14 protein-coding genes are annotated in these 21,462 nt (G+C 62.7%); 5 read left to right on the forward strand and 9 right to left on the reverse strand.

Annotation, left to right across the window (positions count from 1 at the left end):
- The 3 genes from PW789_RS15090 to PW789_RS15100 form a co-directional block, all read right to left on the reverse strand.
- Positions 1-241 (reverse strand): hypothetical protein (locus PW789_RS15090; protein WP_299377945.1); only part of this gene is annotated, 241 nt, incomplete at its 3' end.
- A gap of 97 nt (positions 242-338) precedes the next feature.
- Positions 339-3,893, reverse strand: a complete 3,555-nt coding sequence (locus tag PW789_RS15095) for a TonB-dependent receptor (protein WP_299377948.1) — start codon at positions 3,891-3,893, stop codon at positions 339-341.
- A gap of 221 nt (positions 3,894-4,114) precedes the next feature.
- Positions 4,115-5,143, reverse strand: coding sequence for a LacI family DNA-binding transcriptional regulator (locus tag PW789_RS15100; RefSeq protein ID WP_299377950.1), 1,029 nt, complete (start codon positions 5,141-5,143; stop codon positions 4,115-4,117).
- A gap of 147 nt (positions 5,144-5,290) precedes the next feature.
- Between PW789_RS15100 and PW789_RS15105 the strand changes: the two genes are divergently transcribed.
- Positions 5,291-6,898: an arylsulfatase gene (locus PW789_RS15105; protein WP_299377953.1), complete on the forward strand. Its 1,608-nt coding sequence runs from the start codon at positions 5,291-5,293 to the stop codon at positions 6,896-6,898.
- Positions 6,899-6,902: 4 nt separating this feature from the next.
- Here PW789_RS15105 and PW789_RS15110 read toward each other — a convergent pair whose 3' ends face one another.
- A complete protein-coding gene (locus PW789_RS15110) occupies positions 6,903-8,468 on the reverse strand; it encodes an acido-empty-quinoprotein group A (RefSeq protein ID WP_299377955.1) in 1,566 nt (521 codons plus the stop codon).
- Positions 8,465-9,193 carry a c-type cytochrome gene (locus tag PW789_RS15115; RefSeq protein ID WP_299377958.1) on the reverse strand — a complete coding sequence of 243 codons (729 nt, stop codon included), beginning with the start codon at positions 9,191-9,193 and terminating at the stop codon, positions 8,465-8,467. The genes PW789_RS15110 and PW789_RS15115 overlap by 4 nt, the downstream gene beginning before the upstream one ends.
- Positions 9,194-9,359: 166 nt before the next feature.
- On the opposite strand from PW789_RS15115, the gene PW789_RS15120 reads away from it, so the two are divergent.
- Positions 9,360-10,253 carry a TIM barrel protein gene (locus PW789_RS15120; RefSeq protein WP_299377960.1) on the forward strand — a complete coding sequence of 298 codons (894 nt, stop codon included), beginning with the start codon at positions 9,360-9,362 and terminating at the stop codon, positions 10,251-10,253.
- A 232-nt stretch (positions 10,254-10,485) separates the two neighbouring features.
- Here the strand turns inward: PW789_RS15120 and PW789_RS15125 are convergent, their stop codons facing one another.
- Positions 10,486-11,388 carry a DNA-formamidopyrimidine glycosylase family protein gene (locus PW789_RS15125; RefSeq protein ID WP_299377962.1) on the reverse strand — a complete coding sequence of 301 codons (903 nt, stop codon included), beginning with the start codon at positions 11,386-11,388 and terminating at the stop codon, positions 10,486-10,488.
- Positions 11,381-16,162, reverse strand: coding sequence for a DEAD/DEAH box helicase (locus PW789_RS15130; RefSeq protein WP_299377964.1), 4,782 nt, complete (start codon positions 16,160-16,162; stop codon positions 11,381-11,383). The genes PW789_RS15125 and PW789_RS15130 overlap by 8 nt, the downstream gene beginning before the upstream one ends.
- Positions 16,163-16,386: 224 nt before the next feature.
- Here PW789_RS15130 and serB point away from each other — a divergent pair, with 224 nt between their 5' ends.
- The 3 genes from serB (at position 16,387) to PW789_RS15145 (ending at position 18,798) form a co-directional block, all read left to right on the forward strand.
- Entirely contained in the window at positions 16,387-17,601 is a 1,215-nt protein-coding gene (gene serB, locus PW789_RS15135) for a phosphoserine phosphatase SerB (RefSeq protein WP_299377966.1), read from the forward strand.
- A gap of 151 nt (positions 17,602-17,752) precedes the next feature.
- A complete protein-coding gene (locus PW789_RS15140; protein ID WP_299377967.1) occupies positions 17,753-18,082 on the forward strand; it encodes a PadR family transcriptional regulator in 330 nt (109 codons plus the stop codon).
- Positions 18,079-18,798: a hypothetical protein gene (locus PW789_RS15145; protein ID WP_299377969.1), complete on the forward strand. Its 720-nt coding sequence runs from the start codon at positions 18,079-18,081 to the stop codon at positions 18,796-18,798. The genes PW789_RS15140 and PW789_RS15145 overlap by 4 nt, the downstream gene beginning before the upstream one ends.
- A 40-nt stretch (positions 18,799-18,838) precedes the next feature.
- Here PW789_RS15145 and PW789_RS15150 read toward each other — a convergent pair whose 3' ends face one another.
- Both PW789_RS15150 and PW789_RS15155 read right to left on the reverse strand, forming a co-directional pair.
- Complete coding sequence (locus PW789_RS15150) at positions 18,839-20,254, reverse strand: hypothetical protein (protein ID WP_299377970.1); 1,416 nt, start codon at positions 20,252-20,254, stop codon at positions 18,839-18,841.
- The gene (locus tag PW789_RS15155; protein WP_299377972.1) at positions 20,254-21,462 is read right to left on the reverse strand and encodes a hypothetical protein; all 1,209 of its coding nucleotides are present in this window, start codon (positions 21,460-21,462) and stop codon (positions 20,254-20,256) included. The genes PW789_RS15150 and PW789_RS15155 overlap by 1 nt, the downstream gene beginning before the upstream one ends.

Genomic DNA, 21,462 nt, shown 5'->3' on the forward strand with positions numbered 1-21,462 from the left:
GTCCGGGCTTGAGCGTGGGGGACTGGAAGTCGTGTTCGTAGAGGGCGTGGCCGATGTAGCGGCGGTACTTCTCGTCGGCGGGCCAGCAGTGCGGGATGGAGACGGGTTCGGGTTTGTCGGCGAGGGTGGGCTTGAAGGTCCAGCCGGGGCCGTCGAGCGAGATGCGTTCCGCAGCATGTGCGGCGAGGGGAAGTGCGGGGAGAAGAGCGGCCAGCAGAAGGCGGCGTCGCAGCTTGTTCATAAGTGTCCTCAGTGTCCTCGGGTGGCAGGGAAGATTCTACGAGACGAAAAGAAGGGCAGAGTTTGCGCTCTGCCCCTCCAGTAGGTATGCGGCAAATTTAGAAGATGAGTTTGGCTGCGAGCTGGAGTGAGCGACCATCGGCTGCGCTGGTGATGGCGCCGAAGGAGCCGTTGGTGTTGCAGCCGCCTGATCCCGAGGTGGGGGTACCGAAACTGTCTCGCGCCGTGATGGTGCAGGGAGCAGCGATACCGTTGTTGCCGCCTGCGGGAACGGTGTTGGCGGAAGCGGAGAAGGAGGTGTTCGGCAGGCCGAAGTTGGCGTGGTTGAGGACGTTGAAGGCTTCGGCGCGAAGCTGAATCTTCCAGCGCTCGGTGATCTCCGTGGTCTTGAAGATGGAGAAGTCGAAGTTTTCGGTTCCCGGTCCGCGCAGGCGGGGCAGCGAGCGCGGGACGTTGCCGAAGGTGTAGTCGGTGGGGTTCTGAAAGGCGAAGGTGTTGAACCACTTTGCGGTGCTGGGGTTCTTGATGCTGGCTGATTCGCCGGGAACGTAGTTGGGGCGGGTTGCGCTATAGGCGTTGGCGCCGGTGATGTTGAGCGGTGTTCCGGTCTGGAAGACACCGATGAGGTTGAACTGGAAGCCGCCGATGGCGCGATTGATCCAGGCGTTGCCGGAGGAGAACTTCTGGTTGCGGCCGAAGGGCAGGTTGTAGAGGGCGCTGACGGTGGCGCGCTGCGAGACGTCGGAGGGGTCAAGCGAGTACTCCGCGTGACGGTTATAGACGTTCTGGTAGCCGTTGTTGGCGGCCAGTCCGTTGAGGTAGGCGAGTGGAGAGGTGATGCTGTCTTCGAGTGTCTTGCTCATGGTGTAGCCGAAGAGCAGGATGAGCCCGTTGCGTGCCTGACGCTGTGCGGAGAGCTGCAGGGCGTGCGACATCAGGTTGGCATCGTGCGGATTGTAGACGGAGACTGAGCTGTAGTACGGGTAGGGCAGCAGGGACTGGGCGCGGGTGATGGTGGCGGCGCCGAGTGAGCCGGTGATCTGTCCTGCGTAGGGATTGGGCACGGAGGCCTGCAGGGCAAGGCGTCCCAGGCTGAAGTACTTGGGGTCGAGCGAATTCATGTTGTAACCACCGGCGGGCAGATGAACGCCATGATTGCCGACGTAGGTGGCCTGAACAACGATGGAGTAGGGAATCTCACGCTGCACGCTGAGCGTGTATTGCTGCGACATGGGCGTCTTCCAGCGAGTGGGATCCTGATACCCGGGCGACTGGCCGAGGAAGCCGAGGGGACCGAAGGCGGCGCCGAGCGGCTGCAGCGGATTGGTGGGGAAGCCGTTTTTGAACTGGAAGGCTACGAGGCGGGTGTCGTTGCCTGAAGGGTTGTAGCTGGTGTTGGTGGAGGAGAAGCCGTTGGTCTGACCGGTGTAGATCGAGTTGAACATCAGCGGGTAATACATGCCGAAGCCGCCGCGCAGGACGGTCTTGCCGTCGGCGGTGGCCTTGTAGGCGAAGCCGATGCGCGGACCGAAGTCGGTGAAGCTTTCGGGGACGAAGTTGCGGCCTACGCCGCCGGTGTTGGCGTACTGCATGATGCCCTGGAAGCCACCGGAAGAGAGGTTGGGGTTGAAGTTACTGTAGCCGTTGTTCTGCTCATAGGGCTGCTGCTGATAGTCCCAGCGCAGGCCCAGGTTGAGGGTAAGCCGGTCGGTGGGCTGCCAGTCGTCCTGCAGGAAGAAGGAGGTACTGATGGCGCGGTCGGTCTCACCGAGATTGGTGGTGATGCTGGCTGTACTGACGGCTCCGGCAAGGAAGCTGGCGTAGCTGTAGCCGGTGTTGACGAAGCCTGGAGCGGCAGCAGCACCGGAGGGATCGGAGGTGAGACCGGCGGCGAAGCTGAAGTTGCCGGAAGGCGTGTTGCGCTGGAGGTTGCCGCCGATGTTGTAGCGCAGGTCGGTGCCCATCGTCAGGGTATGGCGCTGGATGACCTTGGTGAGCGTGTCGGTGATCTGCGGCAAGGTGTAGGTGCGCAGGCCGATGGTCTGCACGGAGGCGGGCAGGCCGTTACCGACGGTGGGCAGGGCGAAGTTGGGAACGTTGGAGGGCAGGCCGAGTTGCTGGGGCCAGTTGCCGCCGGCGCTGACGGCCTGGAAGGGGAACTCCTGCCGCTCGACGGAGAGGCGCAGGTCGTTGATCAGCGTGGAGGAGAAGGTATGCGTGTCGCCGGCGAGGATTTCTTTGGCGATGTAGGTGTCGTAGCGGTTGGCGACGGTGGGATCGGGATAGTAGGTGCCACCACCGGTTCCGCCGTTGGTGAAGTTGTTGTAGTAGGCGTAGCGGACGAAGACGGTGTCCTTGTCGCTGAGACGGTAGTCGACGCGGCCGAGGGCGTTGTACATGTTGCTGATGCCGCGGTTAAGAAAGAGGAAGTTGTTGGTATTGGTAAACGCGTTGGTCGGGGTGACGTTGGGCAGCGGGTAGAAGGTGTTCTGGTAGTTGAGCGCGACCGGATCGAGGTTGGTGACCTGGTTGTTGAGGTATGGCTGGCGTGTGGCGATATTGCCGTTGATTGTGGTGGTGTAGGGATTGTAGAGCTGGATCTTGTTGCCGTTGGAGTCGGCGAGGCCGGAGAAGTCTCCGGTGCGCTGCGCGGCGGTGGGCACGGAGAGGTACTGCGGGTTGGACTGGATGAAGCGGTAGGCCTCGTAGTTGGCGAAGAAGTAGGCGCGGTTGTGGACGATGGGTCCGCCGATGGCGCCGCCGAACTGGTTGTAGCGCAGGACGGGCTTGGTGAGAGGCGGCCGGGCAAAGTAGTTGCGCGCGTTGAAGACGTCGTTGCGCAGGAACTCGTAGATGGAGCCGTGGAAGTTATTGGTGCCGGAGCGGCTGACCAGATTGACGACTCCGCCGAGGGTAAAGCCGTACTGGGCGGAGAAGGAGCCGCTCTGCACCTTGAACTCCTGGATGGAGTCGGTGTTGGGGTTGACGGCGATCTCGCCGGTGGTGGTGGAGAGATTGCTCTGGCCGTCGAGGATGTAGGAGTTCGATCCTGTGGGCGAGCCGTTGATGGAGATGGCCGAGAGGTTGGTGCCGCGATTGGCGAAGCCGGACTGTGCGACGGTGGTGTTGATGCGGACGCCGGGCGTGAGCGTGGTCAGGGCGATGGTGTTGCGTCCGTTGAGCGGAAGCTCCTGGATGGATTTTTCGCCGACGACGGCGCCGAGGGTGGCGGAGGTGGTGTCGAGGACGGCCTGCGAGGCATCGACCTGTACGGTCTCGGTGGCACCGCCGACGGAGAGCTGCACGTCGGTCTCGACGCGGGAGCCGACGGTGACGGGGATGCCGGTGGTGACGGAGGTCTGGAAGCCCGGGCGCGAGACCGTCACGCGGTAATTGCTGCCGAGCACCAATGGCGGCGAGTTGTAGAAGCCCGCGTCGTTGGTGGTGAGCGTGAACTTGTTCTGCGTGTCGAGGTTTTCGATATCGACGGTGGCACCGGTGACGGTTGCGCCGGTGGAGTCTTTGACTGTGCCGATGATGTTGCCGGTGCCCTGCTGCGCAGAGAGGGGCCCTGCAAGGAAGACAAACAGACCGAAAAAGACGAACAAAGCCGCGAGCCGGTGTCCCCGGCGCCGTGTGAAATGGTTGAACATGCGTCGCTCCTGACCGTGTAACCCGGCGTTCCAAAACGCAAAGTTAATCGGTTAACATTCGCCGGGGAGCTTAGATTCGGCCATAAAGGCTTGTCAAGCAATTTTCTGAAATGCGGCACGTCTTTGGGAAGACCGCAGGCTTGTGAGCTTGCGGCGGTCTGCAGAAAAGTTCAGCTACGGTTGCAAATAACGAAATGTGGCGTGTCCCGTTCGTCGTGGGCTCAGGCGGTTTTGCCTTCGGAGAGAGTGAAGGGAAGCAGGATGCGGCGGCGCGGCTGGGCGGGCTTTTCGATGGAGTCGATGAGCATGTCGGCGGCGAGCTGCCCCATCTCGAAGGTGGGGATGAAGAAGGCGCTGGGTCGCGGCCGCAGACCGCCGGCGTTGGCCGAGTTGGCGCGGGCGAGGATGGCGACGTCGCCGGGAACACTGAGCTGGCGTGCTTCGACGTAGTCGTACATGTGCACGAGCAGAGAGTCGTCGGCGGTGAAGATGGCGGTGGGGCGATCCTTGCGGCGGGAGAACCAGCCATCAAGGATGGTGAAGGCCTTGACCTGGTCGTACTCGGTGCAGCCGATGTGTTCGGGCTTCAGCTCGAGGCCAGCTTCGGTGAGACCACGGCGCAGGCCCTGCAGCAGATGAATGTGGGTGGGCAGCGTGGCGGCTCCGCTGAGGAAGGCGATGCGGCGGTGGCCTCGGTCGACGAGATAGCGTACGGCGGATTCGGCGAGCGCGGCGTCATCGACGCCGACGTAGTTGATCGCCGCACGGCCGTAGTAGGAGTTGATCATCGTGAAGTGAATCTTCGCAGCATCAAGCTCATGGATGGTGTCGTTGATGTCGCGCGTGGTGCAGGAGCGCGTGTTGATGAAGATGAGGCCGTCGGTGAAGCGGCTTTCGAGGATCTGGTCGCGAGTGGCGCGTCCGGGACGGCCGGAGGGCGAATAGATCAGCAGGTTGTAGCCGCGGCGCATGACGGTGGCCTGGATGCCGGAGAGAGCCTGCGCGATGAACTGGTTGAAGAAGATGGGATCGCGCATGGGGACCATGAGGCCGAGCAGGCGGGTGCGCCTTTCGGCGAGGGCTTTGGCGAGCTCGTTGGGAGCGTAGCCGAGTTCCTTGGCGATCTTCTGGATAAGCTCGCGCTTGACGGCGCTGACGCGGGTGGTGTCTTTGTTGTTGAGCGCGATCGATACCGCGGCGACGGAGACGCCTGCACGCTTGGCGATATCGGATAGCTTGGGTGCGGACATGAACGAGGTGCCTCCGGCCGGGTAGATAACAACAACGCCAGTTGCCTTCCAGTCTAAAGAGTTCTGCCGCGTTCGTGTCGCGCGGGTCCGACGTTCCGGGACTTCAATGATGCTTTATGCTGCAAGGGACCAGAGGGAGAGGGCCGGATGGACCGCAGAGAATTTATTGCGTATGGCGCTTCTGCGCTATTGAAGGCAAAGAGCAACCCGGCGGAAGAAGCCCAGCCGGTGGTTGGAGCGTCGAGCAATGTGCAGGCCCTGGCATCTGTCGGCAAGACGAACATTGTGATGATTATGGCGGACCAGCTGCGCCAGGACTGCGTGGGCGTGTATGGCAACCGGGTGATTCGGACGCCGCACCTGGACCGGCTTGGGAACGAGGGAATTATCTTCGAGCAGGCCTATAGCTCGACGCCAAGCTGCACGCCCGCCCGAAGTGCGCTGATGACGGGGATGAGTCCGTGGAAGCACGGGATGCTTGGCTACTCCAATATTGCGACCAATCCCTATCCGGTGGAGAAGGCGCGCGCGTTGTCGGAGGCGGGATATTTCACGATGGCCGTGGGGAAGAACCACTACTATCCGATTACGAATCCGCATGGTTACAACCATATGGTGACGGACGAGCACTGCAGCTACTGGTTCGATCAAAGTGGACCGCAGACGGCTCAATCGTATGAGCCGCGTTGTGATTACGAGTCGTGGTTCTGGTCGCAGATGCCGGACAAAGATCCGCACAAGACGGGCCTGGGCTGGAATGACCGTACGGCCAAACCATTTGTCTTTCCGGAAGAGATGCACGCCACGTATTGGACGGGGACGACGGCGGTGCGGTTTCTGGAGCAGTACGAGCGCAAGGATCCGTTCTTTCTGAAGGTGTCATTCATTCGTCCGCACAGCCCGTACGATCCGCCGGAACGATTCTTCAAGATGTATGAAAAGGCCGACCTGCCCAAAGCAGAGGCCGGTGAGTGGGCAGTGAAGTATGAGCCGCGCAGCAGCGAGCGCGACGACCTGTGGCATGGCAAGCTGAGCGACGAGATGATCCGCAACTCGCGCCAGGGCTACTACGGCTCGGTCTCATTCATGGATGAGCAGGTCGGACGCATTCTTGAGGTGTTGGAGCGGCGGGGCATTCTTGAGAGTACGCTGATCGTCTTTTTCTCGGACCACGGGGATATGCTGGGCGATCAGAACATGTGGCGCAAATCGTATGCGTATGAGCAGTCGGCGCATATTCCCATGCTGATGCGAGTGCCGAAGTCGATGGGGCTGCGGCGCGGTCAACGGGTGGAGGGCACGGTGGAGCTGCGGGATGTGCTGCCGACGTTTCTTGAGGTCGCCGGGGTGGATGCTCCGAAGAGCATGGACGGCCGCAGCATGCTGGAGCTGGTGCGCAACGGGAAAGAAGGATGGAGGGAGTACCTCGATCTGGAGCACGACCTGACGTACGACAGGACAAATCACTGGACAGCACTGACGGATGGCAGGTGGAAGTACATCTTCCATGCCTTCGATGGGCAGGAGCAGCTCTTCGACCTGAAGAAGGATCCCAATGAGCTGAACGATCTTGTGGCGAAGAGCAGTTCCGGCAAAGATCTGGCGATGTGGCGCGGCCGCATGGTGGAGCATCTGCGCGAGCGCGGGCCGGAGTGGGTGGAGGGCGACAGACTCATGCTGCGCCCGAAGAGCATGCTGCACTCGCCGAACTTTCCGGGCTACGTCCCGATGGAGAAGATCGCCGGGTGGCGATGAGGCTTCAGCGCAGGACGAAGGCGTAGAGCGTGTCGCCTGCGGCGGCGACGAGGTACTGGAGGCCGTCGAGCTCGTAGGTGATGGGGCCGTTGCTGACGATGCTGCCTAGTCCAGCGTGCCAGAGGATGGTGCCGTTGGCTGCGTTGAAGGCGACGAGGTTGGTGGTGGTGTCGCCGGTGAAGAGCAGATTGCCCGCAGTGGTGAGGATGCCGGAGCGTCCGCCGGAGCTGGGCCACTTGTGATTCCAGCGCACCTTGCCGGTGCGGTAGTCGAAGGCACGCAAGGAGGCCTCGGACCAGCCGCCGCGATCGTTACCCGCCCAGCCTTCGGGCTTCTTGTTGTTGTCGTAGATGTAGTAGACGCTGTAGGCGTCGTACGCCGGAACATAGAAGAGGCCGGTCTGCGGGCTGTAGCTGGGCGGATACCAGTTGGCTGCGCCTGCCTGGTTGGGCGAGACGAGTGCGCCGTTAGTGTGGGCCATCTTCTCCGGGTTGGGGATGGGTGAGCCGTTCTTGCTGACGCCGAGGGTCCAGTTCTGCATGGCGAAGGGGGTGCTCAGCAGGTTTTTTCCGGTAGCGCGATCGAGCAGGAAGTACCAGCCGTTGCGGCTGGCCTGCGCGACGAGCTTGCGATGCTTGCCATCGATGATGCCGTCGATCAGCACGGGCGTCTGCACGGCGTCCCAGTCGTGGGTGTCGTGCGGATTGGGCTGGAAGTACCAGACGAGCTTGCCGGTGTCGGGGTTGAGGGCGCAGATGGTGGAGGTGTAGAGATTGTCGCCGAGGCGGGCGAGACCATTGATGACGGGCTGCGCGTTGCCGGTGCCGAAGTAGTAGAGATTGAGTTCGGGATCGTAGGTGCCTGCCACCCAGGTCATGCCGCCGCCGTGCATCATGGCCTCGTCGTTGGGCCAGGTCTTGGCCTCGGGATCGCCGGGGTTGGGATGGTCGTACCAGCGCCATTGCAGGGCTCCGGTCTCGGGATCGTGAGCCTCGATGTAGCCGGGGTTATCGAAGTCGTCGCCGCTGATGCCGACCATGACGTGGTTCTTGACGATGACGGGAGCGACGCTGCCGAAGTAGAACTGGTCCGGATTGCCGATGGAGGCATGCCACTTTTCTTTGCCCGTGGTGCGATCGATGGCGACGAGGTTGCAGTCTTCGGTCTCGAAGTAGACGGTGTTGCCGAGGACGGCGGCGCCACGGTTGCCGATGGTCTCACCACCCTTGCTGGCCCAGTCGAACTGCCAGAGCTTGCGGCCGGTACGCGCGTCGACGGCCCAGACGTGGCTGGGCACGGTGAAGTAGAGTACGCCATCGACCTCGAGCGGCGTGGCGGAGATGCGCTTGCCGCCGCCGGTGGTCGTCTCGACGCGGAAGTTCCACGCGGGCTGGAGCTGTTTGACGGTGGCGGTGTTGATCTTCGTCAGCGGGCTATAGCGGCGGCCGGAGTAATCGCCGTTGTAGGTGGGCCAGCTGTCGGTGAGCTTGTTGAGCGCGGCGGTGTCCTGTGCGCGCACGCAGGCAGGGGCGAGAGACAGGGCGAGGAGAGAGGCCGTCAGCAGCTTCATTTCAGGGAGTCCAGATAGGTGGTCATGTTGTGCATGTCGGCGTTGGTGTACTTGCGGAGCAGTTCCTCATGCGCTGTGTAGGGATTGTCGGTGGTGACGGTGATGCCGGGGACGCGGTTGAAGGAGAGCGTCTCGCCGGACTTTTCGCGGAGCATGACGGTGAAGTCGTCGATGTGAACGACGTCGCCGGTGTAGGTCTTACCGGAGCGCAGCTTCACGGTGACCTGTACTTTTTTCTTGAGGAAGAGGCCGGAGTTGGGGAAGAGGAACTTCTGCTGCAGCGCGGAGGCGGAGTACTTTTTACCGATGCCTGCGAGGTCACCGGTGACGGAGTGGCACTTGGTGCAGCCGCCGGCGCCGTTGAAGTAGGCCTCGCCAGCCTGGGCGTCACCGTTGAGCAGGCCGGTGGGCTGCGAGTTGCCGCCGCTGCGCAGAATGCCGTTGATGGAGGCGGTGAGGAACTGCGAGAGATCGCCGAGCTGCTTGTCGTTGAACTTGTAACTGTGACCGGGCAGTGTGGTCAGCAGCGGTCCGAGCTCCTTGCCGTAGAGCATCTCGCGGCGATCGTGGAGGACGGGAAGCGAACGGATGAGGTCGGGTCCGTTGGCGGTGCCTCGCGCGTCGTCGCCGTGGCAGCTGGCGCATTTGCCCGCGTAGATAGCGGCTCCGCGATCGCGGCGGTCGGGATCAACGGGCGAGTGGGGGAACTGTGCCAGCAGGGGCACAGATATCAGGGGTAACAGGGCAGTGACCTGCAGAGATCTCAGCAACAGCCATTTCACTTCGTCCAACTCCAGGGCCGATGGGTTGTTCAGCAGTTTACAGAATGACGCGTAACGTGTGCCTGCGGCAGCACATCCTTTATACTGGCTCGCCAGCACAGGAGACAGGATGAACCGTCGCGAATTTTCAAGATTGTCGGCCGCCGCATCACTTGCAACACTGCTTCCGGGCCATAAGGCCCTTGCCTCCAACGCAGCAATGCCGCCTGTGAGTGGCGGGCAAAAGTTTTCGGTGATGTTGTGGTCCTTGCCCAAGGGGCTGAGCTTTGATCAGCGGCTGGAGCTGGCTGCTGCCGCAGGATTCAACGGTGTCGAAGTCGGCAACGAGTACGAGAAGTGGACCAAAGACGAGTGGAAGCACAACCTGGACAAGCTGCATGAACTGGGTCTTGCAGTAGACAGCGCTGTACCGGGGCGCAATCCGCTGGCGAACCACGCCAAGCGGCAGGCGCTGCACGACGACCTGATGGCCGCGATCCCGGGAGCGAAGGAGCTGGGCTGCAAGCAGTTCATCTATACGGCTTATACGCGCGTACCGGGGCAGACGCCGGAGCAGCAGCGGGCTGCGATCGTCGACTCGCTGAAGTATGCGGCGGACCTTCTGGAGAAGGACGAGATCGAGATCGTACTGGAGCCGATCGATCTGTTGGAGTATAAGGATGAGGCTGTGAACAGCGTGGCCGAGGCCTTTGAGATCACACGCGCGGTAGGCAGTCCGCGGATCAAGGTCCTGTACGACTTCTACCATGAGCAGCGCCAGGCCGGAAATCTGATCGAGAAGCTGGAGAAGAACATCGACCAGGTGGGGCTGGTGCATATCGCCGATGTGCCCGGGCGTCATCAGCCGGGTACCGGTGAAGTTAACTACAGCAACATCTATCGCAAGCTGGCGGAGCTGCACTACGACCGCTATATCTGCATGGAGTTTTCGCCGGTGGGCGATCCGGTGAAGGTGCTGAAGGCCGCACGGCTTGAGGCGATTGAAGCGATGAAGCTTGGGTGAAGCTCGTCGCGGAGAAGGGCTGAGGATGATTTATCCTCAGCCCCTCTAACACCACTCTTTGATTAAAGAGTTCCTCGGCCAACCCTCGGCACGGTGCGCTATCGAGCGCAGATTATGTGCGTACGATGTTCCTCAACCATGCAGTCAACGTCCAAAACGATCTTCGCCTGACGCGGGTTACAGCATTCCGCTTCTTCGTGTGGGAGGCGTTTTGCTTGATGCGTGTTGGCGTTCAGCAGCCGATTCTGCCGCGTTTCACGATGGTGCTGGTGCCGACGGGAGCTGCGCCTTCACCGGTCCACGGCTGACACTGCGGGCACCAGTAGGTGGAGCGTGCGCCGAGTCCCTGCCTGCGCATCATGATGGCGGTGCCGCAGCGGCGGCATTCCTGCCCCTGGCGGCCGTAGACCCACAGTCGTTCTTCGCGATCCATCGCGTGCGTTGTGCGGCGGTTGCCGGAGTACGTGACGATGGCGTGGCTGCCGTCGTTGATGTTGGCGCGCATGTAACGCTGCGCGAAGTCGACCATCGTCTCCATCTCTGTTTGCGTCAGCGTAGGCATCGTCCGAAACGGATGCACCCTGGCCGCGAAGGCGACCTCGCTCTTGTAGACGTTACCGAGACCTGCCATCACGCGCTGGTTGAGCAGGGCGTTGCCGACCTCTGCTTCGGGATGTTCGCGAGCGAATGTCTTCAGCTGCTCGACGCCTGCTGCGACGGTGAAGTCCTGCGAGAGGATATCGGGGCCGAGCTTCGGCACCTGTGAGCTGCGTTCGAGTGTGCGTGTGGTGTAGAACTCCGCGATGGGCACGTTGAAGGCGACGGCCTCCCAGTCTGCGGTGCGGATGACGACGCGCATGCGCGAGCGTCCCATTTTCCAACGCTCGCCGGTTCGGTAGAGGTGCCAGCTTCCGCTCATCAACATGTGGGTGACGAGGATGAGGTCGCCGCTGAAGAAGATGAGCAACCACTTGCCGCGCGATTCGACTTTTTCGATGGTGCGTCCGGTGAGCGGTGTGTCGTCGTTGACACGCGCAAGTTTTGCCAGCCCTGTTTCGAAGCCGGTGACGATTTTGCCGCCGATGGCGCGTTCGAGCGCGCGGGCGGAGCGAAAGATGGTATCGCCCTCAGGCATTGGGCCGCGCCTCGCTGCGGTGGCTGCCGAGCGGAGGCAGCATGCGCCGCACGTTGAAGCCGGTGGGCGCAGCAGCGAATCCTGCATCGAGCAAGGCACGCGCAATGGGATGCTCGGCGACGTTGATGCCGTTGATGGTGGCGATTAACATGCCTGCGCGGCTGTCACCGTCTTCACTGCGTTCGTGGACGCGGGAGACAAAGAACTCCGCGAGCGCACGCGCCACCTGCGAGCGCTGCGGCTCTTCCTCGGGCAGGAAGACTTGTACGTTGGGATTGCCGCGGCGGAGATATGCGGCGAGCGCGCCGTCGCAGAGGATAACGCGTGCGCCGACGCTGCGTGTGAGCGAAGAGCTGCTGTCCGGCGCCGCGGGCCAGCGCAGCAACGCGCCGTAAGGATTCGCCGGGTCGGTGGCGGCCAGTTGCAGCAGCTCCATCTTCTCTTCGTTGCGAGCGCGCAGCGAGCGCAGCAGATCGACTGCCGCAGGCATAGCGAACTGGGTTGCGCCGAGGTCGGCGGCGAAGTAGCCGCGCCGGATGCGGCCACTCTCTTCCATGGCTTTCAGCACGTCGTAGATGGCGGAGAAGCCGCCAGGAAGATTTTCCGACTGAGCCATTTCGCGAAAGACGACGCCATAGCGCGTCAGCAGTTGCTGCGCCATGGCGTGACTCCACTCGGTGGCGGAGCGCGACGCCTCGAAGGCTGCGGCCTGGAGAGCCCATCGTCCCTGCCCGGTGGGCGGCGTCGTGCGTCGCGAGCGGAAGGCTGTCTGTGCGCCCTGGCGATGAATGCGTCGTGCCGGTTTTCCTGCGGGAGAGGGTTTATCGCAGTAGGCGCGCAGCGCGGCGAGTCCGTCGTTGGTGACGAGGCCCTTCCACACCAGCGACCAGAGGGCCTCCAGCGTCTCGCCGGGATAGCCGCCGCCGAGGCGATCGTGGAGATCCTGGAAGAAGGACGCGCCTTTTGTCTGCAGCTCCGAGACGATGGCGCTCTCCTTTTCGGAAAGCTCGGGTGCGGGACGCGGAGGCCAGAGCGCAGGCAGCTTATCGGAGAGATAGAGGCCGATGCGTCCGTCGCGTTCGCCAAGCGGCTCGAAGCCTGCCCACGCGACCTCGCCTGCGGCGATCAGCGTATCGAGGTCGCTGGGCTTGTAGCCGATGATGCGCGCGGGGAGGATCTCGGTCTCGAGGATGGAGGCAGGTAGCGGCGCGCCCTGCAGATTTTCGATGACGTCGAGCAAGGCGTCGAGTCCGCGGCGCGGCTGCACGACTCCCTGCCAGCGCGTGAAGAGGCGCGCCAGCGTTTGCTGTTCGACGGGTTCGACCTCTTTACGCAGACGCGCGAGCGATTTGCGTCGGATGGTGCGCAGCACCTCTTCGTCACACCACTCGCGATGAATGCCGCCGGGGCGGAAGCCGCCTTCGACGACGCGGCCCATCTGAATGAGGCGCTGCAAGACGGACTCCGCGGTTGCGGCGGGAAGTGCGAAGCGTCCGGCGATCTCCTGCGTGGTGAAGGGGCCGTGCGTGCGGGCGAAGCGGCGTAGCAGGTCGAGCATGGCGTCGGGTACCGCCTGTTGAAATGCGACAGGAAGACCGGGAGGTAGCGGCACGCCGAGGGCATCGCGATAACGCGCAGCATCTTCGACGGCGATGAGGCGTTTCTCGCCTGCGATGCCGATCTCGAGCACGCGGCGTGCGCGAATCAATCGCGTGACGGTTTCGGCGACCTCTTCAGAGACGCAACGTCTGCGAAGTTCTTCGCGCGCGAGATCGCCGATGCGCAGCAGGAGGTCGTGGACGCCATCCATGGAGCGCGCCTTGTAGTTTTCAACCAGAGACTGAAGCTGTTCTTCGGTCTCTTCAATGGCGCCGATGTCGAGCAGTTCGCGCAGATCGGCATCGCCCATCAGTTCGCGTAGCTGGTCCTGGTCGATGGAGAGCGCCTGGGCGCGACGCTCGGCGAGTGGGGCGTCGCCGTCGTAGATGTAGTTGGCGACGTAGCTGAAGAGCAGCGCGGAGGCGAAGGGGCTGGGCGTGCGCGAATCAACGGTGTGGACGCGCAGGCTGCGGTTGCCGATGCTGCGCAGCGTCTCCATCAGCGCGGGCATATCGAAGACGTCGCGCAGGCACTCGCGGTAGGCCTCGAGCAGGATGGGGAACGAGGCATAGCGGCTGGCCACACTCAGCAGATCGTAGGAGCGTTTGCGTTGCTGCCACAGTGGCGTGCGACCATCGGCGCGTCGACGAGGTAGCAGGAGCGCACGCGCTGCACCCTCGCGAAACTTCGCGGCGAAGAGGGCGGTCGAGCCGAGTTGCCGTTGAACAAGCTCTGCGGCCTCGGCGGGTTCGAGCAGGATGGGTTCGATGTCAGGCGCCGTGTCCGTTTCGGGGAAGCGGAGGACGAAGCCGTCTTCACTCCACATGGTCTCGACGGCGGGGCCTCCGGTGGCTTGGAGATGCGCGGTGACGGCCATGGCCCAGGGTGCATGCACGCGGCTGCCGAAGGGAGTGAGCACGCAGACGCGCCAGTCGCCCAGCTCGTCGCGCACGCGCTCGATGACGACGTTGCGATCGTCGGGGACGGTTGTGGTTGCGAGCTCCTGGTCGGCGAGATAACGCAAAACGTTTTCAGCGGCGGTGGGGTCGAGGTCGTGTTCGCGGGTGAGCCGCGTCATGGCCACGCTGCGCGGGACGTCGCGTAGTTCGCGGATGAGTGCGCCGATGCGGCGGCCGAATTCGAGTGGGCGGCCTGCCTGGTCGCCGTGCCAGAAGGGCATCTTGCCCGCCTCGCCGGGTGCGGGGGAGACGAGCACGCGATCGTGTGTGATCTCTTCGATACGCCACGCGGAGGCGCCGAGGAGAAAGGTCTCACCGACGCGGCTCTCGAAGACCATCTCTTCGTCGAGTTCGCCGACGCGCACCGGCTTCGAGCGTTCGCCTGCGAGAAAGACGCCGTAGGTGCCGCGGTCGGGAATGGTGCCGCCGTTGAGGATGGCGATGCGCTTGACACCTGCGCGGGGAGTGATCCAGTTGCGGGTGCGGTCCCAGGTGACGCGTGGGCGCAGTTCGGCGAACTCGTCGGAGGGATAGCGGCCAGCGAGCATGTCGAGCACGCCGTCGAAGAGACCGCGGCTCAGACCGGCGAAGGGGGCAGAGCCGCGGACGAGCTGATAGAGCGCCTCGTAGCTGATGCCGGGGCCTTCGTCTTCCTGGCTGCGCGAGCGATTGCGTTCGGCTTCATCGAGCGTGAGCGGAGGATGCGCGACGATGGCAACGATCTGCTGGGCGAGGATGTCGAGCGGGTTGCGCATGAAGCGCGTCGATTCGACGTGGCCCTCGTGCATGGCGCGGGTGACGGCGGCGCAGGCGATGAGATCGGCGCGATACTTGGGGAAGATGACACCGGTGGATGGCGCGCCAACCTGGTGCCCGGCGCGACCGATGCGCTGCATGCCGCTGGCGACGCTTGGTGGCGCTTCGATCTGCACGACGAGATCGATGGCTCCCATGTCGATGCCGAGCTCAAGCGATGAGGTTGCGACGAGTGCCTTGATGGCGCCTGCCTTCAGCAGCTCTTCCATCTCGCTGCGCTGCGCCGCCGCCAGCGAGCCGTGATGCGCTCTGGCGATGGCCTCGCCCGCCTCTTCGTTGATCGCACCGGCAAGTCTTTCTGCGATGCGGCGTGCGTTGACGAAGATGAGCGTGGAGGTGCGTTCACGGATGAGCTCCAGCAGGCGAGGATAGATCGACTGCCAGATGGAGGTGCGTTTCGGTCCCTGCGATGCCGCGCCACTGGGCTGCGAGTCGATCTCACCGATGCGGGCCATGTCTTCGACGGGGACTTCGACGCGCAGCTCAAGAGCTTTGCGCGCCCCGGCGTTGACGATGGTGACGGGGCGATAGCGGATTGCCTCCGTGTCGGTACTCTGATCGTCGATGGCAGAGGCCATAATCTCGGCGACCTCTTCGGCCGTGTCAGAAGATGCTTTGCGTGCAGTCTTCTTCGCGACAGGAGAACTTTCCGCTCCCCCGAGGAAGCGAGCGACCTCTTCGAGAGGCCGCTGCGTGGCGGAGAGGCCGATGCGCTGGATACGGCGTCCAGTGAGCGCTTCGAGGCGTTCGAGTGAGAGCGCCATGTGAGCGCCGCGTTTCGTCGGCACCAGAGCGTGAATCTCGTCGATGATGACGGTCTCGACCGAGCGCAGCGCTTCGCCAGCCTCGGAGGTCAGCATGAGATAGAGGCTCTCCGGCGTGGTGATGAGGATGTCGCCAGGATGCCGCTTGAAGCGTGCGCGCTCCTTTGGCGAGGTGTCACCGGTGCGAACGCTGATCTCGGGCATACGCACGGTGAGCCCCTCGGCGCGGGCCATGTTGGCGATGCCGACGAGGGGGGAACGCAGGTTTCTTTCTACGTCGACAGCGAGCGCCTTGAGCGGCGAGAGATAGACGACGCGACAGCCGGGTTCGCGCTCCGGCGGCGTGCGCATCATCAGCTTGTCGATGCACCAGAGGAAGGCGGTAAGCGTCTTGCCGGTGCCGGTGGGAGCGAAGATCAGCGTCGATTCGCCGCGTGCGATGGAGGGCCAGCCCTGCACCTGCGGCGGCGTGGGAGCATCGAAGACTGCGCGGAACCACTTGGCCGTGACCGGGTGAAAGAGGTCGAGCGGCGACGAGCCAGTAGAGGGCTCCTCCGGCTGCGCCTTCTTCCGTCCGGCCTTTGCGGCTTCGGCCTTCGTTGTTGTCCCGACTTTCCCGGTCTTCGCTGCGGTCATGGTGAGGTGATCTCGATCGGGACGGACACGATGTCCGCGCCGCCTCTCTCATGAGATGAGATGCGCTTTCAACATGTTCCGTCATTGCGGGCGATGACGGATTGCTTTCTGGTGAAGATGAGCTGATTTCAGGCTTCGATCAGCATGGAGTTGGGAAAGTGATGCCTTATGTGCCCAGCATGGCTCGCTACACTGTTACCCTTTAAGAGCAGGTTTCCGCATCGATGAATAAGACAGTTCTTCTACAGTTTTCAGGCCCCGATCAGCCGGGCCTTATTGCAGTGCTTACGGGTATTCTGGCCGACGCGAATGCATGCGTCCTCGATATCGGGCAGTCGGTCATTCATGAGACGGTTGTGCTCGGGCTGCTGGTGGAGACGGCAGCCGACAAGCTGGAGGAGCTGGAGCGGACGCTTCAGGAGACATCTGCGGATCTTGACCTTCGCTTGACGGTCAACGCCATCTCCCCCGAGGAGCTGGAGCACTGGATCGCGGGGCAGGGCAAGGATCGCTTCATCATCACGATGCTTGGCCGCGCTATCTCAGCGCGGCAGCTGGCGCGGGTGAGCGCGATCATCGCCGAACACGGCTTGAACGTCAGCCGCATTGAGCGGCTCTCGGGCCGTCGCTCGCTGGCCGTGCATACGCCGACTTCTAACGCGTGTGTGGAGTTGCGGGTACGCGGTCATGCTGCGGTCGAGACCTCGATGCGTTCCGCCTTTCTTGCCGCCGCCACGGAGCTGCGCATCGACATCGCGTTTCAGCGGGAGAGCATCTTCCGCCGCAATCGCCGACTGTTTGCCTTCGACATGGACTCGACGCTGATCCAGGGCGAGGTTATCGATGAGCTGGCGAGGATGGCCGGGGTCGGGGATAAGGTGGTCGCTATCACTGAGTCGGCGATGCGTGGTGAGATCGAGTTCCAGGAGAGCTTCCGGCGGCGTGTGGCGCTGCTGCGAGGGTTGCCGGAGGCGAAGGTGCTGGAGCTGCTTGGGTCGATTCCGCTGGTTGACGGCGCGGAGCAGTTGATCGGAACGCTCAAGAAGCTGGGCTACAAGACAGCAATCCTCTCGGGTGGTTTCACCTTCTTTGCGCGGCATCTGCAGCAAAGGCTGGGCATTGACTATGTCTACGCCAACGAGCTGGACATTGTGGACGGCGCCGTGACCGGCGAGGTGACGACCGAGATCGTGGACGGCGCTCGCAAGGCAGCGCTGCTGCGCGAGATTGCGAGACGAGAGAACATCTCTCTGGAACAGGTCGTAGCCGTCGGCGACGGCGCCAACGATCTGCCGATGTTGGGGATCGCGGGCATGGGCATCGCCTTTCGTGCCAAGCCGATCGTAAGGCAGACCGCCGGGCACGCGGTCTCGTTCCTTGGACTGGACAGCCTGCTGTATCTCATCGGCGTACGAGAGCGCGACCGCGCGCTGGAATAAATCGCTGCGATTGCTCCAGTGCTGACCACAGGAAACTGTCTCATCCTGATGGACTTCCTGCGCCTTCGCGGGGATGCGGCCGTGCGCGGCTGTAGCCTGCCGAAAAGATGTAGTTGACGACGGCGTTTATTACTATCACAATGCAATACAAATGATTGGCGAATTTGAATACGTTCTGCTTACAGCGGCCTCCGCATTGGGTGATGATGCTTACGGTGTCTCCATCCGCGAGCAGATTGAGAGCGCCACGGGACGGCGCTGTTCGATCGGTGCGCTGTACACGACGATCGACCGTCTGGAGTCCAAGGGCCTTGTCACCACCTGGCTGGGAGGCGCGACCACGGAACGAGGCGGCCGCTCCAAACGCATGGTGCAACTCACACCGCAGGGGGTGAGCGCGGCCAGGGAGTTTTACAACGCCATTATGCGCGTCAGCCGCGATGCCTCGTGGGCGGTGGAGCGCGGGAAGGGGATCGTATGAGCCTCTCGTCTGCTGTCCTTGAAGCCGTCTCGCGTCTGCTGGAGCCTTGTGAGCGCGAGGTCGTGCTCGGCGACCTGGTGGAGCTTGGTGAGACTGGCTGGAGAAGTGTCTTCGATATCGTGAGCATCTGTCTTCGCCGTCAGCTTGGCCTGTGGCGGAACTGGCGTCCCTGGCTGGCTGCCTTCGGGTTGGCCATACCATCGAGCCTTCTGCTGATGGGACTCTCCGTCTCTATCGCGCAGGGAGGACAGCGCTGGATCAATGGTACGGTGCTCGACGGAATGCGCGTCACGCTTGGCCCGGGGTCTGCTCTTCTGCTCTCGAACGTGCTGCTGCTTACGGCGTGGTCGTTTACAGGCGCGTTTGTGATGGGGGCGATCTCGCGGCGCACCGTGCGCATCAGCGTCGTGCTCTCGTTCGTCCCCTGTGTCTTCTGCGTGGCGCGCTTTCATATCGAATCGCTCTCGCGCCTATGCCTTTTGCTCTTCGTGATTCCGGCCGCGTGGGGGCTGAACCGTGGACTGCGCTTTGCCCGCATCCGCCTGCGTACGGCCTTCTTCTTCGCCGCGGCCATTACCCTGCTCACGATCCCGGCCTGGACGAGCAAGGGAGCATGGCTGCCCAACTGGGCGCTGAGCTGGCCGGCCTGGTACCTGGTGGTCTCGGCGGTGCGCGGCTCTCATTCGTTCAAACCCCGCCCATGGCAGACCAGCTGATGCTCTACGTGTAGCAATCTATTGAGGCTGCTGGTATCGGTCAGGTTTGTTGAAACTGCGACTCCTTCGTTGCCTGATAGCTCAGGTTGAGGTGGGCAGTCTCCAGTCGCTGATTCAGATGATGCCGTGAGTTCAGGCACGCCTCAAGAACGCCGGTTGTCAGCAGCGCACGGTGTAATGGCGCCTGTGCTGTGCGGGTCTGGTACATCGCGTCGATCCTCGCGGCGAGGCATGCTGAATATCCCTGGTTTGGTGCGACCGGCATGAGAAACTGCGCCGAGACTGGTTCAGCTCCGCTAATGCTGACCGCAATGTTGTAGTCGCGGATGGCACCGTTGAGCATCAGCAATGTTGCCTTGGTTCCGTCGTTGTACTCGATGCAGTATGCGGCTGGATCTTTGACCAGCTGGGGCAATGCGCCGCTGCTTACCAGCTCCGGAGCGCGTCCATCGAGCACTGTCAGCCCCAGAGGCGTATCGCTGCGCGAGAGGGCCGAGACCAGCAAGTCCTTCGACCAGCGTCCCGCCTGCATCGCCGTCCACACATCGTCGCCTTCCAGCAGCTGCACGGCCTTCACGCCGGTCTCGCCGCCCTTGCGCCGCTCCAGCATGGCCTGCATGGCTTCGAGCGCGTCGAAGTCCATGTTGTCCATGCCGCCGACGCCGACCATGACCGCCTCTTCGACCTTTGCGCCGAAGGGGACATCCACGCCGGGCAGCCGCCAGGTGACAGGCATCGACGATCCCGACATCAGCGGAAACCTCAGTCGCTCCGAGGTCTTCACCATCTCCTGCGCTTCGAGGAAGCCATATGAGAGCTGTTTGTGATTGAAGTACGGCACGGAGTGTTTCTCGGTCTCGAAGACCTGAGCGCACTGCTGAAAGAAGTCGTAACGCGGCAGCAGCACCTGGCCCTTATCGTTGACCGGGTAGGGATATTCGTGGCACTGCTCCACGATGACGAGTACGGCATCGACGGCGATCTTCTCGCCACCGCAACGCAGAGCCTCAGGAATATTGCGGCACAGCCTGAAGCCGAACTGCTTCGCGCGCGCCGCGCTCAGGTCGCCCGGCAGTTTCGTGTCTTCCTTCACAGGCAGTGCCGGTGCATGCTTTTGTTCCGACGGGAGTTCCGGAAGCGCATGCAAATTGGTCTTGCCGCTCATCGCAAGCTGATATGCGCCCGGCGCTGCCGCGTCGCGGCGTGTGTACTCATCGACGTAAAGCGAGACCACCTGCACGTTCGGCTGATGCCAGTCGCCTTCAAAGGGAAAGCCCACGAGGAAGCGATCCGCGATGGTCTGCAGATCGGAATCCAGCGTGTAGGTGCTGCCGATGATCGCAAGACGCACCGGCTTCTGCGCATCCTGCGCCAGCGCGGAGCGCATCAGCGGCGGATAGGCCAGCATGGAAGAACCAAGCGCGGAGTAACCAACAAAACGACGGCGTGTAATCATCAGCTCCTCCAGAAGGTCGATTTGGGAATCGGTTGATATTGCACGGCGGCTAGATTCGGCGTCTCCAACCGCTTGCCCTGCCTGTAGCTCTCGACGCCTTCGATCAGCAGGCCACTGGTCATCAGGTTGCGCTCGATGGGGTACTGCTGTTTGCCGGTGAGAAACATCTGCTCCGCGTTGTAAACCAGAGGGCTGAAGAAGCTTGCCAGCGTGGTGCGGCCATCGGGCATCGGCAGATACATCTGCGTGGAGAAGGGCTTTGCGTGCCCGTCGATATTGGCGGCGAAGGTGAAGTCGCGTACAAGGCCGTTCAGCAGGAGCATCGTGCACCGCAGGCCGTCGCGATGCTTATAGTGATAGGCCACGGGCTCCGGCACCAGCGCTTTCATCTGCTCGAGCGTGGGAAAGATATTGGTAAAGGTGGGATCGGCAGGGCGTAGCGTCGAACTGCGGCTCAGTGCTGCGCGCATCAGCTCCTTCGACCACACGCCCTCTTCATAGGCCTTCCAGAAGGCATCCTTCGTGTAAGTCTGAATCCATTCGACGCCGGTCTCACCGCCTTTGCGTCGCTCCACCATGCACTGGATCGTCTCCAGGCCGTGGAAGTCGTAGCTGGTCATGCCGCCGTAGCCGATGGAGAGCGCCTCTTTCGCGGTGGCTCCCAGCGGGAACTCGACTGACGGGAGCCTCCACGTCACTGCGAGGCTCGATCCGCTCTGAAACGGAAAGCCAAGCTCATGCGAGACGTCGACCATCTTCTTCGACCAGTCCCAGCGCCACGACAACTCCTTGTCGTTGAAGTACGGCACGGCGCGGCCGCTGGAGCGGTAGACGTTCGTGATCTTCTCGAAGAACTCGTAGTGCGGACGCATCATGATGCCGTTCGGGCTGAGCGGGTAGACGCCATGCTCGGCGACGACGACCACGCCATCGACGGCGAGTTTGCTGGTGCCCAGCGTCAGCGCTTCTTCAATGCTGGGGCAGATCTTCATCTCCGGATGCCGGTCGGCGCGCTCCTGCGTCAGGTCGCCTTCATCGCGCTGATCGACGTACAGGGACACCACATCCATCTGTGGCCGGTGATAGGTCCCGTTCCAGCCATAGCCGTCGAGCAGGCGATCGACGACATGCTGCGGATGGAGATACTTTTTATACGCGGTGACCACGGCGGCAAGGCGCGGCCGCCTGGAAGGTGCATTCGGTGCCAT

This window comes from Edaphobacter sp. (genome assembly GCF_028283685.1).
Classification (GTDB): Bacteria; Acidobacteriota; Terriglobia; order Terriglobales; family Acidobacteriaceae; genus Edaphobacter.

What these genes read in the sequence shown, in the direction of transcription:
- PW789_RS15100 (WP_299377950.1), bottom strand. Translation starts at nt 5,143, where the DNA reads ATGTCCGCACCCAAGCTATCCGATATCGCCAAGCGTGCAGGCGTCTCC.
- PW789_RS15145 (WP_299377969.1), top strand. Translation starts at nt 18,079, where the DNA reads ATGAGCCTCTCGTCTGCTGTCCTTGAAGCCGTCTCGCGTCTGCTGGAG.
- PW789_RS15095 (WP_299377948.1), bottom strand. Translation starts at nt 3,893, where the DNA reads ATGTTCAACCATTTCACACGGCGCCGGGGACACCGGCTCGCGGCTTTG.
- PW789_RS15125 (WP_299377962.1), bottom strand. Translation starts at nt 11,388, where the DNA reads ATGCCTGAGGGCGATACCATCTTTCGCTCCGCCCGCGCGCTCGAACGC.
- PW789_RS15140 (WP_299377967.1), top strand. Translation starts at nt 17,753, where the DNA reads ATGATTGGCGAATTTGAATACGTTCTGCTTACAGCGGCCTCCGCATTG.
- PW789_RS15105 (WP_299377953.1), top strand. Translation starts at nt 5,291, where the DNA reads ATGGACCGCAGAGAATTTATTGCGTATGGCGCTTCTGCGCTATTGAAG.
- PW789_RS15130 (WP_299377964.1), bottom strand. Translation starts at nt 16,162, where the DNA reads ATGACCGCAGCGAAGACCGGGAAAGTCGGGACAACAACGAAGGCCGAA.
- PW789_RS15150 (WP_299377970.1), bottom strand. Translation starts at nt 20,254, where the DNA reads ATGATTACACGCCGTCGTTTTGTTGGTTACTCCGCGCTTGGTTCTTCC.
- PW789_RS15110 (WP_299377955.1), bottom strand. Translation starts at nt 8,468, where the DNA reads ATGAAGCTGCTGACGGCCTCTCTCCTCGCCCTGTCTCTCGCCCCTGCC.
- serB (WP_299377966.1), top strand. Translation starts at nt 16,387, where the DNA reads ATGAATAAGACAGTTCTTCTACAGTTTTCAGGCCCCGATCAGCCGGGC.
- PW789_RS15120 (WP_299377960.1), top strand. Translation starts at nt 9,360, where the DNA reads ATGAACCGTCGCGAATTTTCAAGATTGTCGGCCGCCGCATCACTTGCA.
- PW789_RS15155 (WP_299377972.1), bottom strand. Translation starts at nt 21,462, where the DNA reads ATGGCACCGAATGCACCTTCCAGGCGGCCGCGCCTTGCCGCCGTGGTC.